This is a genomic window from Paenibacillus sp. J22R232 (genome assembly GCF_056269165.1).
This window is the reverse complement of record NZ_JBWDNK010000011.1, coordinates 126,774-150,798: the sequence shown is the minus strand read 5'-3', so window position 1 is coordinate 150,798 and position 24,025 is coordinate 126,774. Positions and strand designations below refer to the sequence as shown.

At 44.8% G+C, this 24,025-nt stretch carries 13 protein-coding genes; all 13 read left to right on the top strand.

Annotated elements, in window-relative coordinates; all coding sequences use genetic code 11:
• Window positions 1-23 precede the first annotated feature (23 nt).
• The 13 genes from AC0YN3_RS25165 to AC0YN3_RS25105 all read left to right on the top strand — a co-directional run bounded on the left by AC0YN3_RS25165 (window position 24) and on the right by AC0YN3_RS25105 (window position 24,012).
• Window positions 24-1,787: a sensor histidine kinase gene (locus AC0YN3_RS25165; protein WP_475777673.1), complete on the top strand. Its 1,764-nt coding sequence runs from the start codon at window positions 24-26 to the stop codon at window positions 1,785-1,787.
• Window positions 1,765-3,435, top strand: a complete 1,671-nt coding sequence (locus tag AC0YN3_RS25160; protein WP_475777672.1) for a response regulator — start codon at window positions 1,765-1,767, stop codon at window positions 3,433-3,435. Before AC0YN3_RS25165 ends, AC0YN3_RS25160 begins: the two co-directional genes overlap by 23 nt.
• A gap of 100 nt (window positions 3,436-3,535) precedes the next feature.
• Window positions 3,536-5,212 (top strand): extracellular solute-binding protein, encoded by a 1,677-nt coding sequence (locus AC0YN3_RS25155; protein WP_475777671.1) that lies wholly within the window; start codon window positions 3,536-3,538, stop codon window positions 5,210-5,212.
• 76 nt (window positions 5,213-5,288) lie between these two features.
• On the top strand, window positions 5,289-8,012 hold the full coding sequence (locus tag AC0YN3_RS25150) for a family 78 glycoside hydrolase catalytic domain (protein ID WP_475777670.1): 2,724 nt from the start codon (window positions 5,289-5,291) through the stop codon (window positions 8,010-8,012).
• 343 nt (window positions 8,013-8,355) lie between these two features.
• Window positions 8,356-10,650: a helix-turn-helix domain-containing protein gene (locus tag AC0YN3_RS25145; protein ID WP_475777669.1), complete on the top strand. Its 2,295-nt coding sequence runs from the start codon at window positions 8,356-8,358 to the stop codon at window positions 10,648-10,650.
• Between the two features lie 321 nt (window positions 10,651-10,971).
• Window positions 10,972-11,829, top strand: coding sequence for an ABC transporter permease (locus tag AC0YN3_RS25140; protein ID WP_475777668.1), 858 nt, complete (start codon window positions 10,972-10,974; stop codon window positions 11,827-11,829).
• Window positions 11,830-11,854: 25 nt separating this feature from the next.
• Window positions 11,855-12,751, top strand: coding sequence for a carbohydrate ABC transporter permease (locus AC0YN3_RS25135; RefSeq protein WP_475777667.1), 897 nt, complete (start codon window positions 11,855-11,857; stop codon window positions 12,749-12,751).
• Window positions 12,752-12,854: 103 nt separating this feature from the next.
• On the top strand, window positions 12,855-14,522 hold the full coding sequence (locus AC0YN3_RS25130) for a type 2 periplasmic-binding domain-containing protein (protein ID WP_475777666.1): 1,668 nt from the start codon (window positions 12,855-12,857) through the stop codon (window positions 14,520-14,522).
• A 194-nt stretch (window positions 14,523-14,716) separates the two neighbouring features.
• Window positions 14,717-16,597 carry a hypothetical protein gene (locus AC0YN3_RS25125; RefSeq protein ID WP_475777665.1) on the top strand — a complete coding sequence of 627 codons (1,881 nt, stop codon included), beginning with the start codon at window positions 14,717-14,719 and terminating at the stop codon, window positions 16,595-16,597.
• Window positions 16,598-16,778: 181 nt separating this feature from the next.
• The gene (locus AC0YN3_RS25120) at window positions 16,779-19,148 is read left to right on the top strand and encodes a glycoside hydrolase family 95 protein (protein WP_475777664.1); all 2,370 of its coding nucleotides are present in this window, start codon (window positions 16,779-16,781) and stop codon (window positions 19,146-19,148) included.
• 222 nt (window positions 19,149-19,370) lie between these two features.
• Complete coding sequence (locus AC0YN3_RS25115; protein WP_475777663.1) at window positions 19,371-20,354, top strand: nucleotidyltransferase domain-containing protein; 984 nt, start codon at window positions 19,371-19,373, stop codon at window positions 20,352-20,354.
• 282 nt (window positions 20,355-20,636) lie between these two features.
• Window positions 20,637-22,538 (top strand): cache domain-containing sensor histidine kinase, encoded by a 1,902-nt coding sequence (locus tag AC0YN3_RS25110; protein ID WP_475777662.1) that lies wholly within the window; start codon window positions 20,637-20,639, stop codon window positions 22,536-22,538.
• A complete protein-coding gene (locus AC0YN3_RS25105) occupies window positions 22,519-24,012 on the top strand; it encodes a response regulator transcription factor (protein ID WP_475777661.1) in 1,494 nt (497 codons plus the stop codon). The genes AC0YN3_RS25110 and AC0YN3_RS25105 overlap by 20 nt, the downstream gene beginning before the upstream one ends.
• The last annotated feature ends 13 nt before the right edge of the window (window positions 24,013-24,025 follow it).

The window sequence follows — 24,025 nt, the reverse complement described above, 5'->3', positions numbered from 1 at the left end:
TATCGCGATAGGTGGGGATGCTCGTGAAAATACAATGGAATTCTATTTTTACAAAATTGTTTGTCGCTTTCTTTCTCGTTATTATTCCGCTTTACGGACTCGGGATATGGTCAACCTTCATAGGATCGGAACAGATGCGGAAGGAAATTGACAAGTCTAACATTTACAAGCTGTTGTTTCATTATAATCATCTCGAATTCGAAATGACGAGAATGTCCAGCCTCATTACGGAGTATTCCAATGATTACGAGCTGGTAGGCTTCCAGGCTGAATACCCGGTATTGAATGGCTATGAGGTTTCGGTGCGATTGAACGAAATCCATCGCAAGCTCCGTCAAGTTCAGCAATCGAGTCCTTATATTGAAGATGTCATGTATTATGTGCCTGTCGTTGGGAAAAAAATTAGCGCCCTCTCGTACATTTCAAGCTACGGGGGAGAAGAATTGAAAGGCTTGTTGGACAGCAGAGGCAATTTACAGAGCTCGATCTCTCTATATGAAGGAAGCCTTTACTATACTATGAGCATTCCGTATATAATGGACAGCTCGATGGAGCCTAACTTTCTGCTTGCATTCAAGATAAACGCCAACGAAATGATCAGGACATTGAACGGCTTTACAGAAACGGGCTCAGGAGGAGCTTCGCTTCTATTTGGAGAAGGCAAATATAATTTACATTCCGATGGCCTATCAGAAACGGATACAAGTATCCTATTATCGGATGACTTGAATGAGACGAAGGAATTGCCCAATGACGTTCGACGGTTGGAAACGGAGAATAATCGAATATATACGATTAACAATGAGGAGTTTGGCATTCGACTTGCGGAAGTCATTCCAAAGTCTACGTTACAGCAGCCAATCGAAATTTATACCCGGTGGCTTTGGATCATTACGTTCTTTTCGTGTTTCGTAATCATCTTGTTTTCTTATTGGATCATCAGACTCATCTACCAGCCTTTAGGCAAGCTGACCACTGCGTTCAAAGTAGTGGAGTTCGGACAGAATGGGAAGATCAAGCATAATCGCAAAGATGAATTCGGTTTTTTGTACACCCGGTTTAATGACATGCTTGAACGATTGCATATGCTCATAAAGGACAATTATTTGCAGCGAATTCGCTCGCAGGATGCGGAGCTAAAGCAGCTTCAGTCACAAATTACGCCTCATTTTTTATATAACAGCCTCTTTACGATTAAGCAAATGGCAGAGCTGGAAGACGTGGACGGCATCAAAGAATTTTCAGGTTATTTGGGTCAATACTTTCAATATATTACCCGGAATGCAGCGCAGGACGTTTTTTTGGAGGAAGATGTCGCACATGCCCTTAATTATATGTCTTTACAGGAAATTAGGTTTGCGCCAAGAATATCAGTAATCTATGAAGAGATTCCGATGGCGCTCCAACGTATTCTTATTCCGAGGTTAATCCTGCAGCCGATCGCAGAGAACGTGTTTGAGCACGGGGTGAAAGAAAACAAGAGCAAAGGGCTATTGAGGCTGAGCTTTCAGTCACAGGAAAACAGCGCAAGCATCATCGTTGATGACAACGGAGAAAACTTAACGGATTCGAGGCTTTCTGAATTATCGCGTTTGCTTACCGATACCTCGATATTTTCTACCCATAAGGAAACAACCGGGCTTTTGAACGTGCATAAGAGAATTGTTATCCGTTATGGCGCTCCCTATGGCGTTTCAATATCCAGAAGCGAATGGGGAGGAATGCGGGTAGAAATCAAAATTCCAATCGAAGAGGTGGAGACAGATGTTCCGACTGCTGATCGTTGACGATGAAGCGCATATCGTGGATGGTCTTTATGAATATTTTTTAAAAGAAAGCCGTTATGATTTAGACGTATTGAAAGCCTATTCGACTTCGGAAGCGATGGATTGGCTGGATGAGGTGAAGATAGATGTCGTACTGAGCGATGTGTGCATGCCGTTCATGGACGGGCTGGAGCTGGTTAGAGAAATAGAGACGAAATGGTCACGCTGCAAAGTAGTATTGCTTACCGGACACAATGAATTTCAATATGCCCATCAAGCGATAAGAAGCCCTGTCGTCGTCGATTATTTGCTGAAGACAGAAGGAATGGACCGAATAAAAGAGACCGTATTGCGTGCTACGCAGCTTGTACGGGATGAACTGGAGATTAGCCATCAAAGGGTGCTCCTAAAGGAAAAAATGCCAAAGGTCATTACCGGTCTGCAAAATCAATTGCTCAAGGACTTCCTTCAATCAAACCATCGTTCAGCCCGCTTGGAGCAAGCTGCTTTTGATACGCTGCAGCTGCCGTTTCGTATGGAAAAACCTATACTTTTAGCGGCTATTACGGTCGAGGACTGGGGAAAATACGTCGGAAACGAAGACCGTAGATTAATGATGTACGGTATTGGCAACATTGCAGAAGAATTGCTCGGGGAGAAGGCTAATATTAAATGCACGGATATCGATCAAACGTCGCTGATGTGTTTCATGCAGTCGGCAGACTGGTTCCTCAGCATGAAGGAGAACGAATATCACCTGCTCCGTTTTATTCACGGTACGCTCGAAACGTTTCAGGAGGCGTGCCGAGAATATTTAAATATATCGGTATCGGTCGCGCTAATCGATAGTTTCGTAGATTGGGGACAAGCCTCCAAAACCGCTAGCAAACTTCAATTGGCTCTATTGCAAGGTCCAAGCGCGGGAATGGAGAAGTGGATGTTAGTTCCTATGGATAACCTGGATGCCGCCGATAGCGCGGATAAAGAACGGGATCACAAAAAAGCTGCTACGCAGTGCATGCAATTGATATTTCAAGCGTTAATGAAAGGCGATCGTTTGGAGACGGAAAGGCACTTCAAAGATTTTTGCAGTATATATAAAGAGGAAGGACCCGAGGACCCGTTCGATAAAATGCAAATTTTGCATGGTGTTTCCAATCATCTATTGATGGCGATCGATGCCTTAAACCTTAAGGAGCATGCAGAAAGCCGGGAGGATTGGTTTTTGTTTCTACGATTTGATGCCCAGATTGTATGGATGAAAGCCTTACATGTATTTCAGAGATGGATCCATCTTATTCTTGAAAGGGGCTACTGGGAAGGAAAACTGGTTGAAGGCGACTTGCCGATGCTAGCCACTGTCCATCACTATATCCATACCCATCTGGAAGACGATCTGTCGTTGACCCGAATTGCGGAGAAAGTAGCGCTGAATCCCTCTTACTTATCCAGATGGTACAAGAAGCACACAGGTGAATCAATATCCGACTACATCATCCGTTTGAAGATAGAGAAAGCGAAGGAATTACTCAGTTCCAGCATGCTGAAAATTCATGATATTTCTTCGAAACTAGGCTTCACGGACCCCCATTATTTTTTTAGGTTTTTCAAAAAAGCAATGAAATGCACGCCAAATGAATACCGGGACCTTATGGCTGAGAAAAAGTAAACAGAAGATACCTGATGTCAACTCAGCCCACTATCGGGATTGATTGGTCAACCCTACAATAAAAGAAGATAGTCATTCATCCATTGGGAGGGTTTCAAGCGTGCAAACACAAAAAAATAAACGTGCAAAATGGATTGCCCTGCTAGTCGTTGCTTCATTAATATTGGTAACGGCATGCAGCAGCAATTCCAACAAGGAAGTAGATCCAAGCGGCAGTCCAGGCAATGCTTCAACGAATGCTCCTGCGGATGTTGGTCCTTTGTCCAAATATGATCCGCCGATTACGCTTACGGCAGTCAAAGACGATGCATCCAAGAGTTTCCTGGTTGAAGGCGAGACGGTAGAAAATAATGTTTGGACAAAAGGGTACGAGAATGAGCTAGGTATTAAGGTGACTTATGATTGGGTTGTGCCGACCGCTAACTTTGGCGATAAAATGAATGTCACGCTGGCTGGCGGAGATCTGCCGGATCTAATGAGCGTGAATGGCACGCAATTAAAACAGCTGATCGAAGCAGATAAAGTGGAGGATCTGACGAGCGTTTACGAGACATATGCGTCCCCTCTACTGAAGAGCATGGTTGAAGCAGACGATAAATTGGGTATGAAAGCCGTTACTTTCGAAAACAAACTATACGCCATTGCCAATTATACGGGTGTGCTGGATTCAGCTCCAATGATCTGGATTCGCCAAGACTGGTTAAAGAAGCTGAGTCTGGAAACGCCGAAGACGATGCAGGATATCATCGCTATTGCGAAAGCATTCACGAATGATGATCCGGATGGCGACAAAAAGAACAACACGTTTGGATTTGTCATAGCTAAAGGCCTTCATCAAGATTGGATGCTTCAGCCGACATCGTTCTTCAACGGCTACCATGCCCAATTGGGAAGTTGGGTAAAGGATGCTTCAGGCAGCAGCTATGTGTACAGCAGTATTCAGCCTGAAGTGAAAGAGGCGTTGGCTCAACTGCAGCAATTTTATAAAGAGGGTGTCATTGATCCGGAATTTGGCACAAAAGACATTGATAAAGCGCTTGAGACTGTGAACTCGGGCAAAGCTGGCATGATTTTCGGACCGATGTACGCGCCGTTCAACATCGGCGAAGTCATTAAGACGAATAAGGAAGCCGACTGGAAGGCCTATCCGGTAGTCTCAATCGACGCTGAAACGGCTTACGCGCAGACGCCTGCACCGAATTCCAATGCTTACGTCGTCCGTAAAGGCTATGAGCACCCAGAGGCGTTGATTAAGCTGTTGAATTTCCAAGTCGAGAAAATGTATGGAGAAAGCTCCGTAACGGAGCGTAAAAAGTACACCGGTGAAAGTGATCAAGCCTGGCATGCGGCAGTCGTTTCCGTGCTCCCTCCGAATAAAAACGTAAAGGCACAAATCAATGTGTCGGAAGCGCTTAAAGCTAATGATCCATCTAAGCTGAACACAGAAGAGAAGGGTTATTACGATGGCATACTTAAATATCGTGCCGGAGATATGACACAATGGTGGAACGAGCGGATATTTGGTCCAGAAAGCTCTCAAGGCGTCCTGAAGGATTACATGGATAATAATGTAACGATAGCGAATGATTATATTTTTGCGAATACCAAAACGATGGATAGCAAGAAAGCAACCTTGGATAAGCTTGAGCTGGAAACGTTCACGAAAATTATCTATGGCGCAGTATCGATCGATGAGTTTGATAAATTCGTTGAAAATTGGAAGAAGCTTGGCGGCGATCAAATTACGGAAGAAGTCAATGAAGCGTTAAAGAAGTAGGCATATCTAATGAATAATGGCATGCCACTGGTATTATTACCAGTGGCTATGTTTATGGATACTGGGAGGAACAATCATGTCTATAAGTCCAATAGTAGTTATTTCCTTGCAAACGGAGCATGCACCTAATCCGCTTGGTCTGGAAACGGGCCAACCCGCATTGAGCTGGAAATTCCACAACGATTCGATGGAACGTGGTTTATTCCAGGCGGGTTATCATATTTTAGTCGCAAGCCAGCCGGACGTTCTGGAACCGGAGAAAGCAGACATGTGGGACAGCGGGGTCGTCATTTCAAAGGAGCATACATCCATCCCCTATCACGGCCGTGAGCTTAGGAGCGGAGCCCGTTACTTCTGGAAAGTACGGATTGTTGACGGAAACGGACGCAAAAGCGAGTGGAGCAAGGCCGCTTCATGGAGTATGGGATTGCTTCATCCTAGTGATTGGAAGGCCGAGTGGATCGGTCTTACAGAGCCGCTCGCCCAAGCTTGGACACCAGAAGGCGGTACTTCAGACGTAACACCTATGCCGCTGCTCCGTCATGAATTCGATGTTGACCATGCTGTCGTTCGGGCTACGGCATATATATGCGGTCTGGGCCAATTCGAGCTGCGGATAAATGGCGATTCGGTAACGGACAATGTTTTGGAGCCAGGCTGGACCGACTATGACCATACTTGCCTTTACTGCACATACGACGTCACGGAACATATTCGCAGCGGCAGCAATGCAGTTGGAATCATGCTTGGCAATGGGTTCTATAACGTAACAGGTACTCGTTATACGAAATTCAAGGGCAGCTATGGACTGCCGAAAGCCATTATTCAGATTGAGATTGAACTGGAAAACGGAGAGACGCTTCAGATCACAAGCGGTCCCGAATGGAAGATGGCACCGGGTCCCATTTATTTCTCCTGCGTATACGGAGGAGAAGATTATGATGCAAGGCTGGAGGAGCAAGGCTGGGATAGGCCGCATTTCACGACGTCAGGCGATTGGGCAAGAACAGCATTGGTTTTACCGCCTAGTGGCAAACTGCGATCCTACCCATTCCCAGCCAACAAAGTCATGAAGACCTACGAAGTAAAGCTTATTTCAGAGCCTACACCTGATGTGTTTGTGTATGATTTTGGCGTAAATTTCTCAGGTAGGCCGCATCTTCGCGTACAAGGCACGCGGGGAATGAAGATCCGTTTGGTACCTGGAGAATTGCTAGACGAACAAGGCAAAGTAAGTCAGGAATATACGGGTGCCCCACGTTCTTTTTCCTACACGTTAAAGGGCGAAGGAGAAGAGGTTTGGTATCCAAGGTTTAGTTATGATGGCTTTAGATATGTTCAAATCGAGACTGTTGAAGCGAGCTTGCCGTTGGGTGCAGCTGCCTCTCAGAATGGAAAGCCGATTGTGCTGGAGATGCTTGGTGAGATGATTTATCCAGATTTAACTTCGACCGGGGACTTCGAGTGCTCAAGAGACGATTGGAACGGCATTCATAAGCTCATTATGCAAGCGGTTCTAAGCAATATGAAGAGCGTGCTAACCGACTGCCCCCACCGGGAGAAGCTGGGATGGCTGGAGGAGTCCCATCTGATGGGGCCATCCATTATGTACAATTACGACCTCTCCGCTTTATATGTAAAGATGTTCAAGGATATGAGAGAAGCGCAGACGACAGAAGGTCTTGTGCCGGACATAGCGCCAGAGTATGTTGTCTTTGAAGAAGGATTTCGTGATTCTCCTGAATGGGGAAGCGCATTCATCATTGCTCCTTGGTATTACTATAATTGGTATAATGGCGATCTTCGCTTATTGTCGGAGCATTATGATTCTATGAAGCGCTATGTGGAATATTTGCATGCCAAATCAACTGATTATATCGTGCGTCATGGGCTAGGGGATTGGGGAAATGTATGGCAGAACCTGGACGGTGCTTCGGATCAGACGCCAATCGGCATAACGGCAACGGCCATTTTTTATTATGATGGCATCATAATGTCCAAGATTGCTCGCTTGCTTGGTAAGGAGCAGGACGCATGTCATTATGAACAGCTCGCTGCTAACGTTAAAGGGGCATTCGAGCGGGAATGGTTCAATGAGGAGCAAAAGTTTTTCGCTACGGGCACCCAGACAGCGAGCTCAGCGCCTCTTGCAGTCGGGCTTACGACTCCTGAGACGGACGAAGCAGCACTTGAAGCACTTATCGGGAATTTGAAGCAAGGGGATTATGCGATTACGAGCGGTGAGATCGGGCATAGGTTTACCCTTATGGCCTTAACCCGCAAGGAACGCTCGGATATTATTCAGAAGATGCTGGAGCAAACAAAGAAACCTTATTACGCCTATCAAGTAGCACACGGAGCTTCCAGTTTGACTGAATATTGGGATGGGCCAACAGACGGCCATTCGCAGAACCATTTTATGATGGGACATATTGAGGAATGGTTTTATTCCTCTCTTGCCGGCATTGCAATTGATTATGACGGAACAAAAGAGCAGACTCTCCTTATCAAGCCTTATTTGGCGGAAGGGGTAGACTGGGTCAAAGGCTCTCAAGTGCTGCCGCAAGGAAAGCTGGATGTTCTATGGAAGAAAGAGGATAATGGAACGCTGGCTTTACATTTGACGGTTCCTGTTTCGGCATCTATCGTTGTTGCTATCTCTACTATAGATGCTCGTAACATCAAAGAAAACGGAAGATTAATTGATACCGTGCGGGATATTGAGGTTATGGAGGAGAAAAACGGCCATTTATTCGTACGTGTTGGTTCGGGTACGTATTCGTTTCATTCACAAATCTAGCAAAATTTAATATGCGGTTATGGAACAAGCAGATGCTTCACTATAAAGTGAAGCATTCGCTTGTTCTTAAGAATTTGAAACTTTCAATACGCTCTCCGATGTGGGATTTCATCCCGATATTAGCTCTAGTAAAAGCTTTTCTGCTTCTAGGCTTAAAAAAAGACCTGAATGCGTTATAATGGTACACATAGGAATATTCAAAAAAATGCAATTCCTCCGTCTAATGTGCTTCGCATTCAGATATACATCCTAAATCCAAATCGGAATCAACCTTTGCAAATTACATATATGCGCGATTCACGCTTACTTTTTTTGTATACGCTTTCTCGCCGGGAGGGTTTCTATGAAATGGCACAGCTTCTCACCGATATTTAGAAATTTTTTGATATCATATGTTATCGTGCTGCTAATCCCACTCATTGCAGGTTACGCGTCGTACAGAACGTCATTAAATTTCGCGGAATCGATTTTCATTGACAACAGCTTAATGACACTTAACCAGACCAAAGAAATATTGGAACAAAGGTTTGCGGAGGTTGAAGGTTTTACGAAGCAGTTGGCAATTAACGAGGATCTGCGCCAATTGATCAGTGAGCGAAAAAAAGACAATCGTTATAATGTCTATGGATTATGGAAAACAGCTCGCGACATAACTAGCTACAGCCAAACGAATGATTATCTATCCAACTTCTACATATACCTAAGTAATTATAATGTAATTATTACGCCAAAATCGATCTATCATCGTCCTGAACACTTTTTTGAGCTGAATCATTATACCGGAATGACCTTCAGCCAGTGGGAAGAGACGCTTTTGAATAAGAATCATCAAAACGAGATTATGCCCCAGCGGCCTTTCATCCGAAACAGGAAGGAATCGACGGTCATCACGTTCGCGCAATCGCTTCCCTTGAATAGCTTCAACAAACCGATGGCTAACGTAGTGGTGCTCATTGACGAGAAGAAGATTGGCAGTCTGCTAGACAATATCTTTAAACAATACGGCGGTTGGTCTTTTATTACCGACAACAAGAGCAACACGCTAGTGTCTAACGGAATTCAGGAACAGGACATTGCAAAACTTGCCGACATACCCACCGGTGAGTCAGACGACAAGATTCGGATGCAAAATGGGCTGCTGCTGATTTCAATTCGCTCGGACCTGAGCGGATGGGTGTATACGGCTGGGATTCCTCAGAAAGCTTTAATGGCGAAAGCAGATAAGATTAAAGAGGTGACGGGAGTTTTCACCGCAGGAGCTTTACTGCTCGGCCTTTTAATTGGACTGGTACTGGCCTATCGCAATAGTGCGCCGATCAATCGTTTAATAAAGGTGTTCAGCGAGCAGGTCGGATTGGAAAGAGGGAGAGATCGAAACGAATATGACTTCATAACGGGCAATATTTCTAATTTAATCGTAAGCAACAAGCTTCTGAAAACGGAGCTGGATAACCAGCTTCCGTTGCTGCGCGATGCTTTTATTAAAAGATTGCTTGTCGGCGAGATTCATTCCAAGGAAGAAATAAGTGCGGCTTTTTCCCAAACCGGCATTGAATTCAAAGGTGTGCACGGCTATTTGGCCATTATAAAAATTAACGGCTACAGTGATATCGACAAAGAGGAAATTATCCAAGAACTAAGCGTAGTGCGAATCATTATGAGGCAAGCCATACATGAACTTGACTCAGCGTTTCTCATTACGGATTGGGGCACTGACAAAATCGCGATCATTTATTTCCAAGAGAATGAGCCGAAAACCGGCCAGGGGAGCGATATAGATGGTGTAATGAATCAAATTGTTGATATCGCCAACGCTAAATTCCATCTTTCGGTTCATATCGGAATAGGTTTACCCTTTCAGCATCTTCGTGATATCAGCCAATCATTCGATGAAGCGAAACAGGCGATTGAGTATGCGGTTTATATCGGAGATACCGGAATTACCTGGTATCAGGATACAATCAGGGATACGGCCATGTATGATTATCCCATTGATTTAGAGCATCGTCTGCTGAATACATTGAAAGCGGGCGAGATCGAGGAAGGAAAGCGGATTCTTCTGCAGTTATTCACGCGCAACTTTGTCGAGCGAGAGCTCTTGTACGAAATGAAAGAGAGATTCATTATTGAATTGAAAGGAACTTTGCTCAAATTGATCGACCAAAAGGCATACCATGACGAGACGTTTTCCGCGAAAGTAAAAAATCAAATTGTACAGGCGCTTCCGATTGACGGAGCCGTTCTGCTTAGAGAGAAATTCGAAGCAATAATGGAAGCGATATGCGACATGATCATGAAGAAGAAGTTCGAGCTGCATCATGAAACCGTCCGTGAAGTCATTCATTTTATTGAGAAAGAATTTGGAGATGCTAACCTGACTCTTTACTGCATTGCGGATAAGATTGGCCGGCCGGAGAAGGATATTTCCCATTTGTTCAAGGAACATACGGGTGAGAATCTGTTTGACTATCTCGAACGGATTCGAATCGATCATGCTTCCGAATTATTGATCCAAAACGTTCTGACGATTGATCAAATCACGGTCAAAGTAGGATACAACAGCGCTCACTCCTTCCGGCGAGCCTTTAAGCGTGTGAAAGGGGTCTCGCCAAGCTCGTATCGAAAATCAGTGAATTAACCTAAGACCTGTCTCCGGACGGGTCTTTCGTATTTCATAGGCAGCAGAAAACGTTAAGATATCAATGTTTATGGGCGGTTTGGGGTCATTGTACGGTAGAAATCTCATTGTACCTTTACGGAATGCGAACCATTATTTTAAGATATGGCTTAAGAAAGCGCTATCATTTTAGTGGGCACACCACTAACAATTAAATGGGGGAGGGTGGTTTTTCTGGAGACTGTAGTCATAAGGAAGAGGGTTTGGAAGACTAAAGGAAAAGCATCGTATCATTGGCAGTCAGCGAAGAAGAGTGTAAAGAGACATTGGCAGCTATACCTATTGGTATTTCCGGTAGTGCTTTATTTTCTCGTCTTCAAATATGTTCCGCTTGCTAATGCGGTGCTCGCATTTAAAAATTACAACGTCATCAAAGGCATTTGGGGAAGCCCATGGGTCGGCACGAAATATTTTGAAATGTTTTTCCATAACCCGTCATTCCTGCCTTTAATCAAAAACACATTGAGTATTTCTTTGTTTCAGCTCGCCGTTAGTTTTCCGATACCGATCTTGCTTGCATTAGCGCTCAACGAAATTAAAAGCGCGCGTTTCAAACGTACGGTTCAGCTGGTAACCTATGCGCCATACTTCATCTCGACTGTTGTCATGGTTTCGATCATCATGCTATTTCTCGCACCTCGGCTTGGAATTATCAATACAATCTTGCATGCAGTTGGAATCGATTCAATCAATTTTCTGGGCGATGCGAGTTGGTTTCGGTCCATTTATGTATTTTCTGATGTATGGCAAACCGCGGGCTATTCGGCCGTCATCTATTTAGCGGCGCTTGCAGGCGTTGATCCTTCCCTATATGAGGCGGCGAAAGTCGACGGAGCTTCTCGTTTTCAGAAAATCATAAACGTTGATCTTCCTGGCTTGATGCCCGCTGCCGTTATCATTTTGATTCTTAGCGTAGGCAATATTATGGCGATTGGATTCGAAAAGATGTATCTGCTGCAAAACCCGCTAAATCTGTCTACATCGGAGATTATTTCGACTTACGTGTATAAGATCGGGTTGTTGAACGCCAATTACAGCTTCGCAACCGCTGTAGGGCTTTTCAACTCCGTAGTAAACCTTGTTTTGCTTTTAGTGGTTAACACAGTCGCGAAACGAGTTTTCAGAACCAGCCTATGGTAAAGCTAATGGAGAGGAAGGGAAGTTTATGATTGCCGTGAAAAAAACAATAAAGGAATCGATGGGAGACCGCATTTTCCTTGGAATGATATATGTGCTTTTAACGATTGTCCTCCTCCTGGTTCTCTATCCGCTCGTTTATATTCTGAGCTCATCCTTAAGTAGTCCTGAGGCCGTATCCTCTGGTCGCGTATGGCTCTGGCCGATGGATATGACGCTGGACGGATATAAGACGGTGTTTAAAAACGAACAGGTTCTGCAAGGTTATGCGAATTCCTTGTTTTATACAGTGTTCGGTACATTAATTAGTGTGGTTCTTACGATTATGATCGCCTACCCGTTGTCGAAGAAGACCTTTTATGGGCGCAATTCGGTGATGATGTTCATTACGTTTACGATGTTGTTTTCTGGAGGGCTAATACCTACCTATCTGGTTGTAAAGTCGCTTGGAATGATCGACACGCGTTGGGCGCTTCTAATCCCGAGTGCGGTCTGGGTTTGGCAGGTCATCATTGCGCGGACATTTTTCCAAACTTCGATTCCAGACGAGCTGGGAGAAGCAGCCGAAATTGATGGTTGCAGCGACTGGCGTTTCATCTTTAGCGTTATTGTTCCTCTTGCCAAGCCAATCATTGCGGTTTTGTCTCTTATGTACGCAGTCGGGCAGTGGAACGCTTACTTCGACGCATTGATTTATTTGAAAACGCAATCGATTTATCCACTGCAGTTGATTTTGCGAAGCATTCTAGTTCTCAATAACGGGGCAGGTACCGTCGATGCCGGCGAAATGGTAAAAAGACAACAAATGGTTGAGCTGATGAAGTACTCGCTCATTGTCGTCGCGAGTCTGCCGGTGCTCGTTATCTACCCGTTCGTACAGCGTTTCTTCGTCCAAGGCATGCTAATCGGCTCGGTAAAAGGGTAAAAGAGGTTACCGAAAGGGGGAATTCCGATGTAGGAAAACGGCTATTCGCGGACTGGGCTTTGTGTTTGGGGGTTAAACAAATTTGAATAAGGGAGAGGTTACTTTGAAAAGAACATGGACAACGATAACGGCATGTGTGCTGATTCTCAGTCTTATCTTGGCAGGCTGTTCAAACGGCGGAAATCATGCAGAAGTGAACAATTCAAACAATGACGCTACTAATGCAAGCGGCGAGAGCAATCCTTTAGTAACAATCTCTGTCTTTGCGCAGCAGGGCACGGACACCAATTTGGCAACGAGTACATTCACTAAACTGCTTGAAGAAAAATTCAATCTTACATTTAAATGGACAACAGTACCATTCGATGGCGCTGCCGAGAAAAGGCAAATTTCTCTTGCCAGCGGGGATTATCCGGACCTATACATGCTTATTCCGTGGGTGGATAGATTCTCGCAAACGGATTTGCTAAAGTTCGGCCAACAAGGAGTTGTCTTGCCGCTGAACGAGTTAATTGAACAATATGCGCCAAACATCAAGGCAACGCTAGATAATAATGAATATTATAAGGCGATGAACACGGCACCGGACGGTAATATCTATGGTTTGACCGGCTTAAATGAGTGTTTCCACTGCTCTTACCCGAACAAAATGTGGATAAACACGAAATGGCTGGAGAAGTTAGGCCTGGAAGAACCGAAAACGACGGAAGAGTTTAAGAACGTATTGAAATCATTCAAAACGAAAGACCCGAATGGCAATGGCAAAGCTGATGAAGTACCGCTAAGCGGCTCCACCGAACCATTCGGCGTGCACATCATTCCGTACCTAATGAATGGCTTCATCTATAACGACGACAGAACCTATTTGAACATCGTTGACGGTAAAGTGAGTTTGGCTGCCAACAAGCCAGAATGGAAAGAAGGCTTGGCTTATGTCAAGTCACTGTATGACGAAGAACTGATTGATCCAGGGGCATTTACGCAAAATGCCGAAGCATTCAAAAAAATCGGCGATAATGCTGACGCAGAACTGCTCGGAGCCGGGGCTGGCATGCATCCTGCTATTTTTATTAACACCGCGCAGGATGGCCCGTATGGCAAAGACTACAATCCAATTGCTCCACTGCAGGGTCCCTATGCTAATTATGCTACGTTTAACTACCCGGTTGATCCAGGTGCGTCTTTCGTGTTGACGAACAAAGCAAGTAAAGAAGTTCAAATTGCGGCTATTAAAATGTTGGATTGGATCTATACGGAAGAAGGATCGATGCAGGGTATATTCGGTGAAGAAAATGTAGGATGGACGAAGCCGAAGGAAGGAGACATTGCCCTTAATGAGCAAGTAACGCCGCTTTATGCTGAAATCCCGGTTAAGACAGGCGAAGAGCCGCGCAATGTCTGGGGGCCGATGGCACAGTACAATCAGCACAAAGCTTTTCGGGATGCTGCCGTGCAAGGAACTGATATTTATGCCAGTAACGGATACGAACGCCGACTTCAAGAAGCTACTTACCTATTTGAAGGAAAGCAGCCAAAGGAGATATTCCCGCACTGGGCTTTATGGACAGACCCTGCACACGCAGATGAAGTAAGCATGATGCAAACGAACATTAAGGATTATATCGATCAAAATGCACTTCAATTCGTAACCGGTGCGAAAAACCTAGATAAGGATTGGGATGCTTATGTGAAAGGTTTAGATTCGTTAAACCTAGAAGGTTACCTGGAAACTATGCAAAAGGCTTACGATTCTTCCTCGATTTCCAAATAAATCGGGATAAGAATTAGTGACTTGCCGCTATGCAAGCGTCTCTATGAGATAGAGACGCTTGCATAGAAGAAGTAAACGGTAATAAAAGGAAAAAGATAAATCTTCCTTACAGGATTTCGCGAAAGCACGGACAGAAGCGCTACTTTTTAATGGAACGAAAGCGAGCGCATTCCTAAGGGGATGAAAAGGAGTCTATGAATATCGTGCTTACTGATAAGCTAAGTTGGCGCAATAAAAATAACCTGCAATTGTGGTATGAACAACGAGTTATCGGTGAAATGATACCGTCTCAATCGGATGAGGTTATCTATGAAGACCATATCGAAACGGTAAGGGACGGTTTATTTATATGGAAGCGGACATTTACGGCTAACAAGAAAGATAAGGCAAGCTATAGGCTGACCATGGACTTTGCGGCTCATTATGAGCTGCATTATTTTATGATTCCGTCAGTTTCTTACAATGGGAATGCTTGGGGAAAGGGGAACGAGCCCAGAGGTTTATCCATAAACGGAGAGCCATGGACATTTGCTTGGCACCGTACGGCAGTAGCAGGAGCGACGTACACGGAAGGCCATGCTTGGTCAGTGGCCTTATTCGGAAGCACTGATTTTCAGCAGCAGCGATTTTCTTGCTCGTTAGAGAGGGAAGAGGAGCGTGTCATTCATCGCTTAATATGGCCTGAAGAGGAGGCTCCACTTGTTTATAAGGACAGGGATACATATGGAGAAGCGCTATCGACTGAACTGCATCTTATGCCTGGGGAACAGGTGACGATGACGGCGTACTTGGTCGTAGCTCCTGTAGAGCAGCCTAAAAAAGCTTGGCACAAAATGCTTGAAGAGGCATGGACGCTGAACCGTAAGCCTATGCGTCCTAAGCATTCACCTGTACGAATATGGGAACTAAGCTTGACCTTTGCGCAGCAGTCGTTATGGGTCAACGATGGATTATTTGAAGGCTTATGCATCGGGCTTATGCATAACGGTTCGGGATGGGAACAGATCCGGCACTATGAAATCGGTTGGTGCGGCCAGAACGCTTCGTATGCCAACTCTTTTTTATTTGATTATTTAAAATCTGGCAATGAGGAATCCCTTCGTAAAGGTCTTGCCGTGCTTGATTGTTGGACAGGGCATGCGAGAATGAAGAATGGTTTAATTCACTGCCATTACGATTATGTCCTGTTTAAATCGCGTGAAAGCGAAGTACAGGATGCTTGCAACCTAGGCACTGCCGCTATGAACTTCATGGAAGCGGAAGCATTAGCAAGGAAATGCGGAGCAGAAAGACCCGAATATTTGGAAACGGCATTAGGAATATGTGATTTTGCTGTAAGGAAGCAAGCGCTAAACGGACAGATCGGAAAAACCTGGTCGAATGAAGGCGATATCGTTGATCCAAACGGGACCGTCGGTTGTTTTTTAATTCCTCCCCTTGTCATGGCATTCCGATTAACGAACAAACGCGAGTATTTGGAAGCGGCAGAAAAGGGATACCGCTATTATATCTCGGAATTAATAGAGAAAGGCTACACAACGGGAGGCGCGCTTGATACCTACTGCATTGATAAGGAATCAGCGATTCCTCTGCTCAAAGCGGGTCTGTCGTTATACGAAATGACGGAAAACGCAGAGTACCTGGAGTGGGCTGAACTTGCCGCTTGGTATTTGTCTTCTTGGCAATGGCATTATACTGTGAATTATCCGGAAGATAGCGAATTAGCCAGGATTGGCTATGATACGTTTGGAGGAACTGCCGTATCGACACAGCATCATCATCTCGATTCTTACGCCTTGGCGTTTGTAGAGGATTGGATTCGTTTATCGGATATTACTGGAAATTCAATATGGCGCGAGCGTGCACTAGCCGTCTGGTCAAATGCGTCGCAAGGCATTTCGGATGGAAATCTGGTCATGATGGGTAAACTTCGCCCTGCCGGCAGCCAAGATGAAGGTTTCTATCACACCCGGTGGAAAAATGCTTTTCACGTTTCGGAGTGGCTTGTCGCGTGGCCATCGGCCTTCCGGCTGGAGGTGCTTCGGAAAACAAAGGATTGGTCTATGTTCGAATAGCGCTACACTCTGTTTTGGCAAGGTAAAGGGAAGATACCGCAAAGTCAATATAACCCACTGGCAGGAACGGAAGGGTAATCCTACAATTAATGAATAAGGCAGGTCATTAATGGCGTCAGAGTGTCAACCTAATTATGGAAAAAAGAATAACGATAAATGAAACGACAAACGGAGGCTGCTAATGTCCTTACAATCAAATAAACCTACAAGATTATGGTATCAAGAGCCTGCAAGCGAATGGGTTGAAGCATTACCGTTAGGGAACGGCAGAATCGGCGCCATGCTATTCGGGCAACCGGATATGGATACGATTATGTTGAACGAAGATACGCTGTGGTCCGGTTATCCCCAGAATACTAACGTACCAGGAGCTAGCCATTATTATACTGAAGCAATGAGCCTTATCAACAAGGGGAAGTACAAAGAAGGGCAGGAACTGATTGAGGATCATATGCTAGGGCCCTTTACCCAGTCTTATATGCCATTAGGCGATTTGCAGCTGAGCTTCAGCCATATTGATCGAAGTTTAGTATCGGATTACTTCCGAGAACTGAGTGTGGACACTGCCGTAACCAAAACTTCTTTTGAGCATCAAGGAGTACGCTACCATCGCGAAGCTTTTATTTCTGCGGTAGACCAGTGCATGGTCATTAAGCTTAGCGCGCAACAATCCCGATCGATTAGCTTCCATATGACCTTAAATAGTCAATTACAACATTCGATAAGTGTTCAAGACCATCGCGTTATTCTTGACGGACTCTGCCCGTCGCATGTAGACCCTAACTATGTGAATTCGGGCAATCCGATTATTTACGAGACGGATGATCGGAAGAAAGGCATATCATTCCGAACCATTGCCGCAATTGAAGCTGTTGGCGGCAGCGTTGCCACTACGACGAATGCCATTGAGGTGGCTATGGCGGACAGTGTTGTCATTAAAATATGCGTTCGATCAAGCTTTAATGGCTTCGATAAGCTTCCTTTCCTCGACGGAAAAGACTACAAAGCAAACTGTGAAACCGATTGGCAGCAGGTTCGCCTTCAAGGCTATGATGAAATGAAGCAAAAACACGTGGCGGATTATAAAAGGCTGTATGATAGAGTGGATATTCATCTTGGGGAAGATATTTATTATCACATCCCAACGAATGAAAGATTGAAGAAATTTGGAGAGACTCAGGATGATAAGGGTTTATATACGCTAATTTTCCAATACGGTCGATATTTGCTGATCGCAAGTTCGAGAGAAGGAACGATGCCGGCCAATTTGCAAGGGATTTGGAATAAGGAGCTTCGGCCGCCTTGGAGTTCGAATTATACCGTAAACATCAATACCCAAATGAACTACTGGCCAGCAGAAATAACGAACCTATCCGAATTGCACCGACCGTTATTTGACCTTATTAACGTGTTGAAAGTAACAGGCTCGGTTACTGCCCAAACGCACTACAATGCAAGTGGGTTTACCGCGCATCACAACGTCGATATTTGGGGGCATTCAAGTCCCGTTGGCAATAAAAGCCGCGGCACCGCGGGTTATGCGTTCTGGCCAATGTCGTCGGGATGGTTATGCCAGCATTTGTTCGAGCATTATGAATACACATTGGATCACGCTTTTTTGCAAGAAACAGCTTACCCGATTATGAAAAGCGCAGCGCAATTTTACGTCGATCTGCTGGTAGAGGACGAGGATGGCTACCTTATTCTTTCTCCATCGACTTCACCGGAGAACGCTTTTATCATCGATGGCCAAACCAGCAATGTTGCGAAGACAACAACGATGACGATGGCCATTGTGAGAGAAATATTCCGTAATTGTATTCAAAGCTCAAAGCTGCTGAACGTAGATGCAGCGTTCTCGGCCCAATTGCAGGAAAAGGCAGAACGGCTGTTTCCCTACCAAATCGGAAGTAAAGGGCAGCTATTGGAATGGAACGAAGAATTCCAAGAAGCTGAGCCGGACCATAGGCATATTTCGCATCTGTACCCTTTGCATCCCGGGCATGAGATAAACGTTACGGATACTCCTGAATTGGCGGAAGCGTGCCGGACAACGCTTAAGTTAAGGGGAGATGACGGCACAGGCTGGAGTCTAGGCTGGAAGATTAACGTTTGGGCGAGACTGCATGACGGCAACCACGCTTTAAAACTTTTAAAGCGCCAACTCAAATATGTGCATACCAATGAAACGGATTATTCTAACGGCGGCGGGACGTATGCCAATCTATTCGATGCGCATCCTCCCTTCCAGATTGACGGCAATTTTGGTGCTTGTGCCGGTATTGCGGAGATGTTTCTGCAAAACGGCAATCATACCATTTGGCTCTTGCCCGCTCTGCCAGACGAATTCGAAGATGGCTATGTAAGGGGGCTTCGCGCTAAGGATGGCCTTATCGTTGACATTTATTTCAGCGGTGGCAAACTTACGAAAGCGATACTCACGGCAACAGCAGATCAACGGATTGCGTTTGCCGTTATATACAATCAGACGTCAACTAGCGTTCAGCTGAATAAAGGTGAGATATTTACATTAGAAGGACAAAATAGCTGACGATCTTAGCCTGCCTAAAACAGTTTTTGAAGAAACGCCAGGTATGCCTGCTTAACTTTCGTTAGTCGGTTTGCTAAGATCGACTTGGACTCTACGTTGAACGAGCCAAACAGATCCATTCCCCTAAGATAAGGGCTATCTATGTGGAATGGACCTCGCGAAGGCAACAACATGGGTGAAATTACAACAAAGCCATAACAAGAAACAGCTAAGGAGTGGTCGATGTTGCATTGGAAGACAAAGATTTATAATACAGCGTTTGAAATAGCCGATCAGTTTTCAAAGGATGAAAGAATTCAAGGCGTAGCAATCGGTGGCAGCATTGGCCGAGGAGAAACGTGGAAGCATTCCGACTTGGAACTTTGTATCTTGGTTGATGACTACCTAGATGATTTTCAATATTTTAATTTCATACAAGAAATGGGCGTTGAAATTATTCAACTCAAAAAGGACGATATGGTTAAGTTTATTGAAACTGATCATTTGGAAGATTCGAATATGCTAGAAATACCGATACAAATCTATAAATGTAAGATCGTTTATGATCCTACAGGTTTGTTGCATCATTTTAAACGAAGATATGATGTTCTATTATTTCATGAGCGAATAAGAAAGATGAAAGCCGATGAAGCACTATTACATGCAGGTGATAAGCTGGCTCAAGCTAAGAAATTATTGACGGAGGGCAATTTCAAAACGGCGCTTGCGCATTTGCGGTTAGGGCTTAATGATATGCTGCTCGGTACTTACTGGGCAAAAGGGATTTTGCCAAGAAGCCAAAGCCGGACCATCCATTTGTTGAAGAAGAATAGTGCTATTTTGGGTCATAACAAGCTTTATCATGCGTTTTTGCATATTTATTGCCTATCCAATCAAACGGAAGCAGAGATGAAGAACCGAGTTTTTAAAGCGAGGGAAGATATTCTTAAACTCGCAGCAGAGGGCTGGGGGAATAATGCATCAGAGTTTTTGCAGAAAGCCGTTGATAGTAATTTCGAGTGGGGTCACCCACGGAGTGTCGTGTATGTCTATAAGTGGTGCGTTCACCTATTGCACGGTAACAATCTTCATAACGAAGCCATTTATGAGAATTTCAATTCTGAGTATCATGAGTTGAATGTATTTTTAGATATGTACGACATTGATTTAGAGCAAGTGAATGACATGATTCAGATGTACGAGGATGCATTTCATGCGAGCAGGTAAAGGCATGGAGTCAGTAATCGTACCTAACGCCATATTCACGCCGCGGGCTATTCAGCTATCGATTCGGATAATCGTAATGCAACGATTGGTAGGTAATGAAAGGTTTGAATAGGCATTATCAGAAGGCAGTCCTCCATAGGACATGCTCATGGTAATGCTTTTTCCAGTTGGAACGGCTTCAGGGAGTCAAGAGAGGATGATCAGTATACGATCAATGCTCTACCTCAAATGCTAGTTGAAAATTTATCTTGACGCTAATTTATGGATCAGAGTAACGTAAGGATGAATATTCACCGTAAGTCGCTAATCGCATATTGGGGGCTAAAAAATAATGCCGCAGTTGAGGATGCTATGAAGCATTGGCAAACATGGAATTTAAAAACGAAGCTTGTCATTAGTTTTACCGTATTATTTGCCTTTTCTTTCATTTTGACAGGGATATTCTATTATTACAGCAGCGTGAATGAACTGGTAAAGCAATCACGCCAGTTGTTAAGCACGAATAGCACACAAATAACTCGCTCGCTAGAGCTTTATACCGAGGATTTAGAAAAGCTTTCCCTTTCCGTTTTCAATGATTCCATTGTTCAAAAAACGGTAGGGATGGAGCAAGAACTGCGAGCGGCCGACCAAGCGGAACTTGCCCAGCAAGTAACGGCGCACCTCATGAATATGACCATTTCATGGCCGGATGTGCAAGGCATATATCTTTATACCGCACGGAAGTTGGAATTAACGTACTTTTGGTCCAAAAGAAGTCCGCCAATTGGGCATACAATCGAGCAGGAGCCGTGGTACCCGCTTGAGATGGACAAGCGCTCTACCTTTTTATTGTGGCCGACCATGAAGGAGAATACGATAACGAACTTTCTGGGGGAACAAGTCTTCGCACTCATTCGTCCGATTAACCATATTTCAACTGGCAAGCACATCGGTTATATGAAAATTGATATTCATGCGGACGTGTTCAAGGATTTGGTGTCGTTTCAAGAAAATAAAAATGTTTCAAATGCTATGCTTTTCGTCGTGACGGATGACGGCCAGGTTGTATATGACATTCACGACACACTCACCGGAAAATCCTTGCCCGGCATTCAAATGTCCGATCTGCCTCGTTTCAGCGATACGGGCACGATCAATTGGCAGGGGAAGCCATATCTATATGGCCTGGACCGATCCAATTATACGAAATGGACAACCTTGATTTTGACGCCGATGGATTCGATTACAAAACAGCTGAATCATATTCGAAATACTGTATTTTGGATCGAGATCGCGATGCTTATGCTTGTCGTTGTCGTCGGATGGCTTATAGCAACGGGCATTACCAAACCGCTTAGAAAAATGATTATAACGATGCGTCACGTAGAACGTGGGGATTTTACCGTTCGATTGGACAATCAGGGCAACCGTAATGAGATCGGCCTTCTTGGTAAAGTGTTCAATCAAATGCTAGATAGCTTGCAGGATATGATTGCCAAAGTGTATGTTGCAGAAATCCGGGAAAAGGAAGCACGTCTCATTGCGTTGCAAGCACAGATTAACCCTCATTTCCTCTTCAATACGTTAACGATATTGAAATCGCTAGGAAGAAAAGGTGCATCGGAAGACGTCGTAGAGGTGACCGAATCGTTAGCCCATTTATTCCGTTACAGCCTATATGATTGGAATCGAACCGTCGAGCTTACGGAGGAGCTGAATCTAGTCGAGAGTTACATTAAGATTCAGAAATATCGATTCCGCGACCGGTTTTCGTTCGAGAAAGACATCCCTGAAGAGCTTTATAAAGTGCAAGTGCTGCGTCTCATGATTCAGCCGCTGGTGGAGAATGCCGTCGTTCACGGACTGGAGAACCGGAAGTCTGGCGGTCTGATAACCGTAAGAGTGAGAGCGCTCGGAGATATACTGGAGATTGCCGTCTCGGATAATGGGATGGGCATGAGGGCAGAGGTTCTAGAGAAGCTTCGAAAACGTTTCGAGGAGGCCCATATGCATGGACCGAATGCAGACGAGGAGCATTTGGGAATTGCGCTTGTGAACATCCAGAAGCGATTGCAACTGCTATATGGCACAGAGTACGGCCTCATATGTACTAATGCCCAATCAGGTGGAACAGTTATGACTCTTAGGCTGCCGCTTATATGGCATGGGAAGGAAGAAATCAATGAACATCATCCTGATTGAAGACGAATGGCTTGCGATGGATGAACTCTTGCACCTTATGAAGCCCTACGAGAAAGAGCATTGCATCATCAGCTTTGACAACGGTGAAGATGCGCTTGCCCATGCCCTTTCAGGACATTATGCTCCTGATATTGTAATTACGGATATTCGGATGCCAGGTGTGGATGGATTGGAAGTAATCGAACAATTAATTGCTCAATATCCACAAGTACAAACCATCATGCTCAGTGGCTATAACGACTTTGAATATGCAAGAAGCGCGCTCAAGCTAGGAGCTAAAGAGTATTTATTAAAGCCTGTGCCAGCTGGCGAGCTGCATGCTGCAGTAGATCGGCTAATAGATGCTGTCTACAAGGAGAAAGTAAAGAGCCGTAATGTGCTCGATTTGACCTTAGCTGGGATGATAAGGGGAATTAAAGGCAGGGAGGATGCAGACAGCAAGAATGGATCGTCGCAGTGGCTCATGATAGTCATGCTTCTAGAGAATTGGAATAGCCCGTATCTATGGCCGCAAATGGAAACTTCAACGGAAGCTGTAACCGCATGGCTGCGACAAAAGGTTCATTCCTCAGCTAATTGTTTTGACATGGACGGACATATTCGAGTTATTCTTCTTTCTGCCGAAGCCTCAGATCGGGAGAGCGATATCCGGCAAAAAGTAAAGGGCATACACGACTTCTGTCGCGAGCAGGAAAAAATCGTTATCCATACTTCTTACCGTATGCCCATAGCAGGCGAATCTATGAAAGACACTTACCGTGTTTGTCTAGAGCTGATAGAGCAGCAGGTTCGCATAGGAGAAGCTACGTTTATGCCGCTTACGGTTAACAATCAAACAGAATCGTTCTGGGATAGCGCAAGGCGCATTGAACTGCATATCCGAGAATCGGATTATGCGAAGCTGCAGCTGGAGCTGCGCCGTATGCTGGATGGCCTTCGGCGCGATGGCATAACGTTGAAGCAAGTGTCAGAGCTGCTTTCCGATTTCTTGTATGCGCTGAAATATACGCTGACTGGCAAACGCAATGGAAAAAACGCGATCAGTACAGATTCCGTATACGATTATTTAAAAACATGCCGGGATGAAGCTATGCTCCAGCAATGGATCTCTGATCGGTTAATGGGCATGATGTCCGCTAATGAACAAACGACGCCTCAGCCTAAACAAATTATTCCTGCCCTCATGGATTTTGTGCAGCAGCATTACAGCGAGAAGATCCACCTCGGGGATTTCGCCGTGCGCTATCATGTGAGCATCGGATATTTATCGAAGCTGTTCAAAGCGGAAACCGGCTTTAACTTCTCTGATTACATCGTTCGGATTCGTATGAATAAAGCAAAGGAGCTTTTGGATGGAGGATACAGAAAAATTAGCGAGATCAGCAGGCTAGTCGGTTATGATGATCCCAAGTTTTTCAGTCAAACATTCAAGCGCTGGAGCGGCATAACGCCACAGGAATATAAGCGAAAATAGTAGAAGAGGGATC